General features: G+C 70.5%; 13 protein-coding genes. 5 read left to right on the forward strand and 8 right to left on the reverse strand.

The features are described from left to right. Positions 1–44 precede the first annotated feature (44 nt). A complete protein-coding gene (locus tag EER34_RS06350) occupies positions 45–809 on the reverse strand; it encodes a Pr6Pr family membrane protein (RefSeq protein ID WP_205791395.1) in 765 nt (254 codons plus the stop codon). Between the two features lie 79 nt (positions 810–888). Between EER34_RS06350 and EER34_RS06355 the strand changes: the two genes are divergently transcribed. Both EER34_RS06355 and EER34_RS06360 read left to right on the forward strand, forming a co-directional pair. Then, positions 889–2,178: an adenylosuccinate synthase gene (locus EER34_RS06355; protein WP_127473664.1), complete on the forward strand. Its 1,290-nt coding sequence runs from the start codon at positions 889–891 to the stop codon at positions 2,176–2,178. A gap of 2 nt (positions 2,179–2,180) precedes the next feature. Continuing rightward, complete coding sequence (locus tag EER34_RS06360; protein WP_127473665.1) at positions 2,181–3,356, forward strand: lactonase family protein; 1,176 nt, start codon at positions 2,181–2,183, stop codon at positions 3,354–3,356. A gap of 26 nt (positions 3,357–3,382) precedes the next feature. Here the strand turns inward: EER34_RS06360 and EER34_RS06365 are convergent, their stop codons facing one another. Beyond that, the gene (locus EER34_RS06365) at positions 3,383–4,594 is read right to left on the reverse strand and encodes an AI-2E family transporter (RefSeq protein WP_127473666.1); all 1,212 of its coding nucleotides are present in this window, start codon (positions 4,592–4,594) and stop codon (positions 3,383–3,385) included. A 130-nt stretch (positions 4,595–4,724) separates the two neighbouring features. On the opposite strand from EER34_RS06365, the gene EER34_RS06370 reads away from it, so the two are divergent. After that, positions 4,725–5,018, forward strand: a complete 294-nt coding sequence (locus EER34_RS06370) for a chorismate mutase (RefSeq protein WP_127473667.1) — start codon at positions 4,725–4,727, stop codon at positions 5,016–5,018. 105 nt (positions 5,019–5,123) lie between these two features. On the opposite strand, the gene EER34_RS06375 is transcribed toward EER34_RS06370, so the two are convergent. Genes EER34_RS06375 through EER34_RS06385 form a run of 3 tightly spaced genes read right to left on the reverse strand, consistent with a single transcriptional unit; the run spans position 5,124 to position 7,116 of the window. Beyond that, entirely contained in the window at positions 5,124–5,822 is a 699-nt protein-coding gene (locus tag EER34_RS06375) for a hypothetical protein (RefSeq protein ID WP_127473668.1), read from the reverse strand. Further along, positions 5,819–6,727, reverse strand: a complete 909-nt coding sequence (locus tag EER34_RS06380) for an ABC transporter ATP-binding protein (protein ID WP_127473669.1) — start codon at positions 6,725–6,727, stop codon at positions 5,819–5,821. The genes EER34_RS06375 and EER34_RS06380 overlap by 4 nt, the downstream gene beginning before the upstream one ends. Then, positions 6,724–7,116 (reverse strand): GntR family transcriptional regulator, encoded by a 393-nt coding sequence (locus EER34_RS06385; protein WP_127473670.1) that lies wholly within the window; start codon positions 7,114–7,116, stop codon positions 6,724–6,726. Before EER34_RS06385 ends, EER34_RS06380 begins: the two co-directional genes overlap by 4 nt. A gap of 147 nt (positions 7,117–7,263) precedes the next feature. On the opposite strand from EER34_RS06385, the gene EER34_RS06390 reads away from it, so the two are divergent. Both EER34_RS06390 and EER34_RS06395 read left to right on the forward strand, forming a co-directional pair. Continuing rightward, positions 7,264–8,121: a patatin-like phospholipase family protein gene (locus EER34_RS06390; protein WP_240642154.1), complete on the forward strand. Its 858-nt coding sequence runs from the start codon at positions 7,264–7,266 to the stop codon at positions 8,119–8,121. Then, complete coding sequence (locus tag EER34_RS06395; protein WP_127473672.1) at positions 8,121–9,221, forward strand: 1-acyl-sn-glycerol-3-phosphate acyltransferase; 1,101 nt, start codon at positions 8,121–8,123, stop codon at positions 9,219–9,221. The genes EER34_RS06390 and EER34_RS06395 overlap by 1 nt, the downstream gene beginning before the upstream one ends. Here the strand turns inward: EER34_RS06395 and EER34_RS06400 are convergent. From EER34_RS06400 to EER34_RS17445, 3 genes are all read right to left on the reverse strand, one after another. Beyond that, positions 9,210–10,175 (reverse strand): hypothetical protein, encoded by a 966-nt coding sequence (locus EER34_RS06400; protein WP_127473673.1) that lies wholly within the window; start codon positions 10,173–10,175, stop codon positions 9,210–9,212. The genes EER34_RS06395 and EER34_RS06400 overlap by 12 nt on opposite strands. Before the next feature lie 40 nt (positions 10,176–10,215). Continuing rightward, positions 10,216–11,019 carry a hypothetical protein gene (locus EER34_RS06405; protein ID WP_127473674.1) on the reverse strand — a complete coding sequence of 268 codons (804 nt, stop codon included), beginning with the start codon at positions 11,017–11,019 and terminating at the stop codon, positions 10,216–10,218. A gap of 79 nt (positions 11,020–11,098) precedes the next feature. Then, entirely contained in the window at positions 11,099–11,236 is a 138-nt protein-coding gene (locus EER34_RS17445) for a hypothetical protein (RefSeq protein WP_164743467.1), read from the reverse strand. Between the last annotated feature and the right edge of the window lie 3 nt (positions 11,237–11,239).

Raw genomic sequence — 11,239 nt, forward strand, 5'->3', positions numbered from 1 at the left:
AGGGGCGGCCCCGCCGTCGCGGACCCGCCCCTTCGACGTCGGAGTCAGTCGGTCTGCGCTTCGCGCGCCTCTTCCCACTCGGCCTCGAGCTCGTCGCCGGACTCGTGGTCGAGCTCGCGCTCCTGGCCGACGCGGCGTCCCCACCAGACGACCAGCGTCGCGACGGCGAGGAAGGTCACGGAGATCGCCACGATCCAGAACGCCACGGAGCCCCATCCGCCCGGCCCGTTCGGGTTCAGGAACGGGTAGGGGTACCAGTACGGGTCGCCGCTGACGGGGTTCGTGACGAACGGTCCGCGCAGGAGCGTGTAGGCGCACCATGCGAGCGGGAAGACGATGATGCCCCAGACCGCACGCCACGGGAGCGCGCGGCGGAGCGGGCCGAAGAAGAGGTCCGCGAGCAGGAACAGCGGAGCGATGAGGTGCAGAGTCTCGTTCGACCACGGGATCGGCGCACTGCCCTGCGGCAGCTCGATGCTGCGCAGCAGCAGGTTGTAGACGATGCCTGTGATCACCATGTACGTCGTGACGCACGCGAGCGACATGGCCAGCGCCGGCGGCTCCGCCTCGGCGTGGCGTCCCTTCATGAAGAACCAGACCGCCGCCCACACCAGCACGACCGCGGCGGCGGCGTTGGAGAGGATCGTGAAGAAGCTGAAGAAGTTGGCGACGGTGGTCGCGACATCCCTCCCCAGCTCCGCAGCGGTTCCGATCGACTTCGAGAGCTGCGCGATGATCGCGGCGGCGATGAGCGCCGCCACGGCAAGACGCATGACCGACCAGGTGAGAGCCCATGCCTTCGTTCGCATGGGCCTCACGATATCGGCGGGACGACGCGACGCGCCGATAGGATGGGGTGTAACCGTCCGATAAACGGGGGAGTAGCCCATGCCAGGCATCGTGATCGTCGGAGTCCAGTGGGGAGACGAGGGCAAGGGCAAGGCCACCGATCTCCTGGGCGACCGGACCGACTGGGTCGTCAAGTTCAACGGCGGCAACAACGCCGGTCACACGGTCGTGATCGGTGACGAGAAGTACGCGCTCCACCTCCTCCCGAGCGGCATCCTCTCGCCGGGCGTGAACGCCGTCATCGGCAACGGCGTCGTGATCGACCTCGAGGTGCTCTTCGCCGAGCTCGATGCCCTGCACGCGCGGGGCGTGGACGCCTCGCGCCTGCGCGTCAGTGCGAACGCCCACATCATCACGCAGTACCACCGCACGCTCGACAAGGTCACCGAGCGCTTCCTCGGAAAGCGCCAGATCGGCACGACCGGCCGCGGCATCGGTCCCGCCTACGCCGACAAGATCAACCGGGTCGGCATCCGCGTGCAGGACCTCTTCGACGAGAACATCCTCCGCCAGAAGGTCGAGGGCGCACTCGACCAGAAGAACCACCTGCTGGTGAAGATCTTCAACCGCCGGTCGATCACCGTCGACGAGGTCGTCGACGACCTGCTGTCCTACGCCGACCGCCTGCGCCCGATGGTCGCCGACACCGGGCTGCTCCTCAACGAGGCCCTCGATTCCGGCGATGTCGTCGTCTTCGAAGGCGGGCAGGCCACCATGCTGGACGTCGACCACGGCACCTACCCGTTCGTGACGTCGTCGTCGGCGACCGCCGGCGGCGCGGCGACCGGCTCGGGCGTCGGCCCCAACCGTCTCGACCGCATCGTGGGCATCGTCAAGGCCTACACGACTCGCGTCGGCTCGGGTCCGTTCCCGACCGAGCTCTTCGACGAGAACGGCGACTTCCTCCGCTCGCGCGGATTCGAGTTCGGCACGACGACGGGTCGCCCGCGTCGCGTGGGATGGTACGACGCCCCGATCACGCGCTACGCGACCAGGATCAACGGCATCACCGACCTCGTGCTGACGAAGCTCGACATCCTGACCGGCCTCGACCAGATCCCGGTGTGCGTCGCGTACGAGGTCGACGGCGAGCGGTTCGACGAGGTCCCCGTGAACCAGTCCGACTTCCACCACGCCAAGCCGATCCTCGAGTACTTCCCGGGCTGGAAGCACGACATCTCGACCGCCCGCACGTTCGAGGAGCTTCCGCTCGAGGCCCAGGAGTACGTGCTCGCCCTCGAGGCGATGAGCGGCACCCGCATCTCGGTCATCGGCGTCGGGGCATCCCGAGACGCCGTCATCGTGCGACACGACCTCATCGACGACTGACGGTGCGCTTCCTGCTGGGCGGCTACACCGCCGACATGGACGGCTCCGCGAGCGGGATCGGGATGCTGCTCGCGGGCGCCGCAGACGACGCCTCCGCCGGCGGCTCCCTCTCCTTCGCCGGCGACGTCGCGGCGGCCGAATCCCCGTCCTGGCTGGCCGCGCATCCCTCGCTCGACGTCGTCTACGCCGCCCTCGAGGCACGCGGCGCCGTACAGGCGTTCCGTCGCACGGGCGAGGCATCCTTCGTCCCCCTCGGCGCGGCCGTGCCCGCCGGCGAGGCGACGTGCCACATCGCCGTCGCGCCCGACGGCGGCTCGCTCGTGGCGGCATGCTGGGGCGACGGTCGCGTCGTGCGCATGACACTGGATGCCGCGGGCCTGCCCTCGTCGCCCGCCATCGCGCCCGCCGCCGCCGACCCCTACGGTCCCGATGCGCCCCAGGAACGCGCCGACCTCGGACTCGGGCTCGACCTCGCCGCCGCCTCGCGCGCGCTGCGCGAGGCCGCTGGTGCGGAGTACGCACACCTCGTGCCGGCGCACGACGAGGCGCCCGCGGAGCCGGAGGCCGAGGCATCCGCTCGCCCGTCACGCGCGCACGAGACCGCTTTCCTGCCGGGCGGAGTGATCGCCACCACCGACATGGGGCTCGACCTCGTGCGGTTCTGGCACGCGACACCGAACGGGCTGCGCCCGGGTCAGCAGCTCGCCCTCCCGAAGGGCAGCGGCCCGAGGCACATGGTCTTCCACCCGAGCGGTCACCTCTACGTCGTCGCCGAGCTCTCGTGCGAGGTCTTCGCCCTCGCCCCATCCGCCGACGGCACCTGGCGCATCGTCGGCGGCGCGCCGGTGGGCGCCGGAGGCGTGCTGCCCGGAGATGCCGCCGCCGAGCTCGCCGCTTCGCGCGACGGCGAGTTCCTCTACGCCGGCGTACGCGGGAGCAACACGATCGCGACGGTCCGCGTGCGGGGCGCGGGTGAGACGCTGAGCCCCGTCGCGCTCGTCGACTCCGGCGTGAACTGGCCGAGGCACCACGTCGTCGTCCGCGACACGCTCGTCGTCGCCGGGCAGCTGTCCGACGAGATCGCGTCGCTCACACTCGACCTGCGCACCGGCGTCCCCGGACGCGTGCGGCACCGTGCGGCCGCCCCGTCGCCGACCTGCCTGCTGCCGATCGCCTGAGGCGCCGGCGATCACCCGCCGAGACGCTAGACCTTTGCGTCCTGCTTCTTGAAGAAGACCTGCTTGATGATCAGCAGGATCGATGCCGTCACCGGGATCGCGACCAGCGCTCCGATGAAGCCGAGCAGCGTGCCGCCGATGAGAGCGCCGATCACGACGAGCGAGCCGGGGATCTCGATCGCCCTGTTCATGACCTTGGGGGTCAGCACGTAGGCCTCGATCTGGATGTAGATCAAGTAGCAGATGGCGAAGATCAGCGCCGCGATCGGGCTGGTGAACAGAGCGATCACCGTCGCGACGATCCAGTAGAGCACCGGTCCGATCAACGGGATGATCGTGATCGAGAACGCCAGCACGCCCATGAGCAGCGGATACGGCAGCTGGAGGACGGCGTGCAGCAGAGTCGCGATCACCGAGTTGAAGAACGCCAGGATGACCATTCCCATGAGGTAGCCGCCGACGGAGTCGGTGATCTGGTCGGTCATGGCCCGCACACCCGGGCGACGGCGCGCCGGAGCGAACTGCATCAGCGAGTCCTTGATCGCGGGGAGCGACGCGACGAAGTACAGGGTCAGGACGACGACGATCAGGGCGCCTGAGACGGCCGTGGCGATGCCCGCACCGACCTTCAGCAGACCGCCGGAGATCGCCGCGATGTTCGCGGGATCGGTGATGAACTTCTCCAGATCGTTCACGAGCGTCGTGAGACCCGGGCCGAAGATGCCCTCGAGCCAGCTGTAGAAGTCGGACTTCTCGAAGTTGTCGATCGTGTCGGGGATGCCGGTGACGAACGCCGAGATCTGGTCGACCAGTGTCGGCACGACGAGCCACAGGAGTCCGGCGCCGATGATGGCGAAGCCCAGGAAGAGGATGGCGATCGCCCATCCTCGCTTGACGCCGTGCCTGCCCAGCCACTTGATGACCGGATCGAGGCCCAGGGCCGCGAAGGCCGCCAGCCCGATGTACACGAGGATCGTCGAGATGTTGGCGAGCGCTATTCCGAGGAGCAGCGCGACCAGCCCGCCGAGTGTCAGCAGGAGACCCACGGTGAAGGGATTGTCGAGTCGCGCCCAGAACGGGCGGCCCGGCTGATTCTCGGCGAGAGCGAGGGCCGCGGCCGTGCGGTCGCTCACCGTCGTCGTGTCGTTGGATGCGTCGGTCCCGGCCCCCGGGTCGGCTGCGAGGGGCGTCGAGGCGCCGGTGCCGCCGGCACCGGTCGACGAGGTGGCGTCAGTCATGCGTCACACTCTAGGGGCGCGCAGTCCGCCCCGACGATGGCGTCGCCGATTTCACCCGGTTCGGGCGAGGGCGCCGGCGCCGCGTCGGTGCGGTCGGCTCGGGTATCGTCGGATGGCGAGGAGGACACCCATGACCGAGGACCCGACGACGACGCTGCGGCGCCTTCGCAGCAGCATCGACAACATCGACGCCTCGCTCGTGTATCTCCTCGCCGAACGGTTCAAGGCCACGAAGCAGGTGGGTCACCTCAAAGCGGAGCACGGGATGCCGGCATCCGACCCCGCCCGCGAGGAGCAGCAGGTCGCTCGCCTGCGCCGTCTGGCCGAGGAGGCCGAGCTCGATCCGGCGTTCGCCGAGAAGTGGTTCAACTTCGTCGTCGCGGAAGTGATCCGGCACCACACCGAGGCCGCCGACAGCCGCTGACGCCGGTCGGCCCGACCCGCCGGTCACGACGACGGATGCCCCGACCCGGTCCGCGCGGGGCGGCCGTGCCGGGGCATCCGCTCACCCCCGCATGAGCACTCCCGACTACGGCACCGTGCGCCGCAGCGTCAGGTACGAGATTCCGGCGAGCACCGCGACGACCACGAGTCCCCACAGCGACATGCCGAGCGCGCCCAACTCGGCGAACCAGATGAAGACCCGCGCCCAGGCGTCGGCCTGACCGATGACGAAGAGCGCGCCGACCAGCAGCACCCCGAGCCCGACGAGCACGGTCGTGAGACCGAGCGCTCCGAACCGCTTGTAGATCGTCGCCGACCAGAACCCGACGACGAAGAACATCATGGCGAGCATGAAGTAGAACAGCCCGGCTGCGGCAGCGCCGTCCTCCCACACCCAGTCGAGCCGGAAGAAGTAGCCGTTCAACCCCCACCCGCCGGTGAGCTGCTCGACGAATCCGCCCACGACGAACACCGTCCCGAGCAGGAGCGACGCGAGGGTCGCCGTGAGGAGGGTGCCGAGGTAGAACTCCCGCCGAGTGATGCTCAGCGCCTGAGAGAACGGGAAGCTCAGCGTGAGCGCCTGGATGCCGACGAAGAGGAAGAGCCACAGCGGCGCCTGCGAGCCGCCGCCGTAGAGCGGCTCGGGCGGAATGTCGGAGGCGCGCAGGAGAGCATAGATCGCGAGCGTGATCAGCAGCGAGCCGCCGAGCACCAGGAGCGGGACCCACAGGTAGGTCTGCTTGTTGATCAGCTGGAGACGGACGACGTTGACGGTGCGGCTCATCGGAGTACTCCTTCGTCGAGTGCGGATGCCTCGTCGGCGGCATGCTGGGTGGTGCGCACGATCAGCTGCTGGAGCGAGACGGGGGCGACCTCGAGGCCGGCGGCGGCGAGGAGCTCGCGGTCGGCGAGCGTGAGAGCGCCGAGGACCGTGACGGATGCCACATTGCCCAGGTTCTCGCGATGGATGACCCGGCGGCCGCTCACGAACGCCTCGACGGCGGACGCGTCGCCGACGATGTTGGCGGCCCGGTCGCGGACGGCATCCGTCGACTCGTCCATGACGATGCGACCGCGGTCGATCACGAGCACGCGCTCGATGAGGTTCGAGACCTCGTCGATCAGGTGGCTCGAGAGGATGATCGTGCGCGGGTGCTCGGTGTAGTCCTCGAGGAGCCGGTCGTAGAAGATCTGCCGTGCGACGGCGTCGAGCCCGAGGTACGGCTCGTCGAAGAAGGTGATCTCCGCGCGCGAGGCGATTCCGATGATGACGCCGACCGCCGACAGCTGCCCCCGGGAGAGCTTCTTGATCCGGCGCTTCGCGGGGAGCTGGAACTCCTCGATGAGCCGCTCGGCGAGCTCCTGGTCCCAGTTCGGGAAGAAGAGGCGAGCGGCAGCGAACGCGTGCCGCGGCAGCGCGTCGTCGGGGTACTTCTGGCTCTCGCGCACGAAGCACATGCGCGAGAGGGCCTTCGCATTCTCGTACGGGTGCATGCCGAACACCCGGACATCGCCTTCGGTGGCGAAGTTCTGCGCGGTCAGGATCGACATGACCGTCGTCTTGCCGGCGCCGTTGCGGCCCAGCAGGCCGTAGATCGTGTCCTTCTCGATGGTGAAGCTCACGTCGTCCACCGCGACAGTGTCGCGGTAGCGCTTGGTGAGGCCGTTCACCTCGATCACGTGCGTCATCGTGCGTCTCCTTCGGGGGTGGCCGCGGCCGGGAGCGAAGCCCGGTCGCGGATGAGGGTGGTGAGATCTTCGGGGCCGAGCCCGAGCTTGCGCGCCTCTGCCAGCAGCGGCTCCACGAAGCGGTCGGCGAACGCGGCGCGCCGCTCGGCCAGGAGCTGCTCGCGCGCGCCCGGCGCAACGAACATGCCGATCCCGCGACGCTTGTAGATCACGCCCTTGTCGACGAGCATGGCGACTCCCTTCGCAGCCGTGGCGGGGTTGATGCGGTAGAAGGCGGCGAGTTCGTTCGTCGACGGAGCACGGCCCTCCTCGGGCAGGCTCCCCTCGACGATGGAGTCCTCCACGCTCTCGGCGATCTGGAGGAACAGCGCCCTGCCTTCTTCGATCACATCGACCCCGCTTCTTTGGTTAGTTACTCGACTAAGTAACCATGGAACCGAGCGGCTGTCAACACCCTCTTGCGTCGTTCCGGCGGGCCGCCCTGGCGCCGATGGCCGCCGCCCCCGAAGATGGGGGAGCCGGCGAGAGGAGGCGGGGTGGAGCATCCGATCGCTTTCGTCCTGGGCGGAGGCGGCGTGCGCGGCGCCGTGGAGATCGGGATGCTGCGCGCCCTGCTCGAGCGCGGCATCCGACCCGACCTCGTCGTGGGCACCTCGATCGGCGCGATCAACGGCGCGCTCGTCGCGCGCGATCCCACCCTCGGGGCGATCCGGCCGCTCATGGACGCATGGATGTCGCCGGAGGCGAACTCGGTCTACGGCGACTCGATCGCGGTGCAGCTGACGCGCCTGGTCAAGACCAAGACGCATCTCAACTCGCCCGCGCCGCTCCGACGCCTGCTCGAGCGCGCGCTGGGCGCCGACACGCGGTTCGAGGACCTCCCGGTGCGACTGCAGGTCGTCGCGGCGAGCGTCGAGCGGGCGGCCGAGCGCGTCTTCGACTCGGGCCCGCTCATCGACGCCATCCTCGCCTCGGCGTCGGTGCCCGGGCTGCTCCCGCCCACACGGATCGGCGACGAGCACTACATCGACGGCGGCATCGTGAACTCGATCCCGATCGAGCAGGCCGTGACCGCCGGGGCCCGCACGGTGTTCGTGCTGCAGGTCGGACGCATCGAGTCGCCCCTCGTCGCGCCGCGCACGGCGGTCGAGACGGCGCGGGTCGCGTTCGAGGTCGCTCGCAGGCACCGCTTCGCCCGCGACCTCGCCACCCTTCCCGACGGAGTCGTGCTGCACGTGCTCCCGAGCGGCGGCGGCCTCGACGGCGACGACTCGCTCCGCTCGTACCGACGCATGGACACCGTGCGCACCCGGATCGACCAGGCCTACGCGGCGAGCAGCGCCTTCCTCGAGGCGCGCGACCTCGGCGCCCCCGATCCGAGCACGGAGTCCTGATGCGCCTGCCGCCGACCTGGGTGCGCCGCATCGTGCTCGCGCCCCTCGTGATCGTCGTCGCCGTCGTGATGCTCGCACTCACCCCGGTGTGGCTCATCGTCGCGCTGGCGCTGACCTCGCTCGTCCCCGGAAGGTTCCGGCTTCCCCGTGTCCTGTGGCTCGTCACGGTCTACCTGCTGTGGGATGCCGCGCTCGTCGTCGTGCTGTTCGTGCTGTGGATCGGGTCGGGGTTCGGCCTCGCGCTGAGGTCCCCGTCGTTCGAGCGCGCGCACTACCGGCTCGGAGCATGGGCGCTGAAGGTGCTGTTCTGGGTGTTCGGGGGCGTCCTGCGCCTGACGATCACCACGACCGGCTCGGACGCCGACGACCCGTCGGAGGCCCGGAGAGCCTTCGACGCGCTGTTCACCCCGGGCACGCCGCTCGTGGTGGCCAGTCGCCATGCCGGACCCGGCGACTCGTTCATCCTGATCCACACGCTGCTCAACGGGGTCGACCGTCGACCGCGGATCGTCCTCAAGTACACGATGCAGTGGGACCCGGCCGTCGACATCCTCCTGCACCGGATCCCGACCCGGTTCATCGTGCCCTCCGGGTTCGGCCCGCGGGCGAAGGGCGGCGGGCGCGGCGTGGAGCGCGCGCTCGGCGACCTCGCCGCAGGACTCGGTCCCGAGGACGCGTTCGTGATCTTCCCCGAGGGCGGCAACTTCTCGCGCACGCGCCGCCTGAGCCGGATCGCGCGGCTGCGCGACGCGGGACGTGAGGGCCTGGCGGCGCGGGCCGAAGCGCTGGAGCACGTCATGGCTCCGCAGCCCGGCGGTGTGCACGTCGCGCTCGACGCGGCGCCGGACGCCGACGTCGTGTTCGTGGCGCACACCGGCCTGGATCGGCTCGTGACCATGCGCGACATCTGGCGGGCCCTGCCCATGGACAAGTCGATCGCGATGCGGGCCTGGCGTGTCGCACGCACGGAGATCCCGGCCGATCGCGATGCCCAGGCGTCGTGGCTGTTCGACTGGTTCGAGCGCATCGACGCGTGGATCGAGGCGCACGAGCCGGCGCCCGAGGCGGACGAGGGCGGGTCGGCCGCGTCAGGAGTGTGACTTGGGGTGGATCACGCGCCCGGGCGCAGGATCGCCGGCGTTGCGCGCAGGCACCGGCCACGGCGCGGGCTGCGGCTGGGGCGCCGGACGGGATGCCGCCGCGCCGGCGGCCGGGGAGGTCGCGGGCGCCGTGCCCGGCGTCGCGGCGGGTGGTGCCGGCGGGGCGGTCGAGACGCGAGGGGAGTCGGCATCCGTCGTCGACGCGGCGGGACCGCCGGCCGGCAGTTCGAGCGACACCTGGGACTCGAGCACCGTGATCGCCTCATCCGAGAGCGAGATGAGCCCGTCGAGCTCCTGACGCACGCGTCGGTAGGCCAGCTGCCGCTCGGCGGGGGTCGCCGCCTGGTCGATCGCGACGGTCAGCAGCTGCTTCGCGGTATCGAGGCGCTTGCGCTCGACCTCGGTGAAGCTCGAGTCCTTGATGCGACGGGCATCGCGCTCGGCGACGTCGAAGGCCACCTCGAAGTCGGCGACGGCGCTGCGGTACTCGGCGAGCTGCTCCTTCGTGAGCCGAGCCTTCGCCGAAGCGGGGCGCAGACCGTCGGCGATGCGCTTCGCCCGCAGGAACGCCGCGGTCAGCGGCTGGCGCCCGTCGCTCATGGCCGGGAACGCGATGATCTTCGCGACGTCGAGCTCGTAGTCGAGCCACCGCGCGGTCACGCCGTCGTGGGTGGCGAACAGCCGCTCGAGCTGGGTGGCCTGCGTCTCGCGCGTCGCGGGCCCGGAGCCCATGGTGACCGCCGTCGGCGCGGTGACGGGAGGGAGGGATGCCGCAGCCACCGCCTGGCCGCGAGCGGCGGCCTTCAGCTCGGCCTTGGCGTGGAGCACCTCCAGGCGGCGCTTGTGCCGTCGGCGCGCGCCGCGCTCCCAGGCGCCGCCGACCGCGCTCATCACACCGAAGAGCGGGAAGACGAGCCACCAGTAGTCCCGAAGGAACTCGAAGATCGGCTCCACCCTGTCATGCTAACGGGCCGACGGCGCAGGTGCGCCGGGCTCAAGGCGCCCTGTCAGGCGGTGGCGCGGCGTGCCGTGCCGACTGCACGCGCGAGATGAGCGCCGGGAGCCGATCGGCGAGCTCGGCGATCGCCGTCGCCGCCGCGGACACCGTCGCGGCCGCGGTCGCGGCTCCGGGATTCGGCGGCAGGGCTCCGTGGACCCCCGCCTGCCGCTCCGCATCGATCAGCGCGACTTCGAGCGCCCGCACTGCGGCGCGGTACTCCGCGAACTGCTGAGGGGTCGCGCGCTCGCGCAGGACGGGCCGCTTCGCGAGCGCGTCGCGCTGCGCCAGCAGGAAGACGACGGTGGCCGGTTGCCGCGGATCGGTCATCTTCGGGAACGCCAGCGCCTTGTCGATGTCGGTCTCGTAGGTGAGCCAGCGCGCGTTCACGGCGTCGTGCACGGCGACGAGCCGCTCGATCGGCAGCGGGTCGGTCGACGACGCCGCGCGGTACTGCGTGTAGCCGGCTTTCACGCGGGAGCGGGTCGCGCGCAGCTGAAGCGACGCCGTCTTCTCCGTCAGCCTCGCCGATTGCAGCTCGCGCTTGGCGTCGAGGGCACCCGGCGAGAACGCGCCGCGCGACTTCGCTGTGAGCGCGTCGGCCTGGGCGGTGCGCACGCGCGCCTTCGCCGCGACGAGATCGCGGTAGGCCTGCCTCTCCTCGTGGCGCGCCGCATCGAGCTCGAGCCGGCGGGCCCGTCGCGTGCGCGTGGTCAGGCCGGCGTAGGTCGCTCCTGCGGCGCCTGCGGCCGCCGGGGCGATCCACCACCAGCTCGTGACGAAGAGGAGGATCGGCTCCACCCTGCCATGGTAGCCGCGCGATGCCGCCGGCGTCCCGGGAGTCTCCTGTGCACCCGTGCGACGGGGAGCGTGCCGGCGATCAGCCGAACAGGAGGGCGAAGACCGTCGCGCCGCCGCCGACGAGGATGAGGGCGACGATCGTCACCCACGCGACGACCTTGATGCGCTTCTGCCGGGTGTCGTTCATCCCGCTGTACTCGTCTTCGTCCGCCGCCATGAT

This window comes from Microbacterium sulfonylureivorans, from assembly GCF_003999995.1.
Classification (GTDB): domain Bacteria; phylum Actinomycetota; class Actinomycetes; order Actinomycetales; family Microbacteriaceae; genus Microbacterium; species Microbacterium sulfonylureivorans.

What these genes read in the sequence shown, in the direction of transcription:
- EER34_RS06350 (WP_205791395.1), bottom strand. Translation starts at nt 809, where the DNA reads ATGCGAACGAAGGCATGGGCTCTCACCTGGTCGGTCATGCGTCTTGCC.
- EER34_RS06355 (WP_127473664.1), top strand. Translation starts at nt 889, where the DNA reads ATGCCAGGCATCGTGATCGTCGGAGTCCAGTGGGGAGACGAGGGCAAG.
- EER34_RS06365 (WP_127473666.1), bottom strand. Translation starts at nt 4,594, where the DNA reads ATGACTGACGCCACCTCGTCGACCGGTGCCGGCGGCACCGGCGCCTCG.
- EER34_RS06370 (WP_127473667.1), top strand. Translation starts at nt 4,725, where the DNA reads ATGACCGAGGACCCGACGACGACGCTGCGGCGCCTTCGCAGCAGCATC.
- EER34_RS06375 (WP_127473668.1), bottom strand. Translation starts at nt 5,822, where the DNA reads ATGAGCCGCACCGTCAACGTCGTCCGTCTCCAGCTGATCAACAAGCAG.
- EER34_RS06380 (WP_127473669.1), bottom strand. Translation starts at nt 6,727, where the DNA reads ATGACGCACGTGATCGAGGTGAACGGCCTCACCAAGCGCTACCGCGAC.
- EER34_RS06395 (WP_127473672.1), top strand. Translation starts at nt 8,121, where the DNA reads ATGCGCCTGCCGCCGACCTGGGTGCGCCGCATCGTGCTCGCGCCCCTC.
- EER34_RS17445 (WP_164743467.1), bottom strand. Translation starts at nt 11,236, where the DNA reads ATGGCGGCGGACGAAGACGAGTACAGCGGGATGAACGACACCCGGCAG.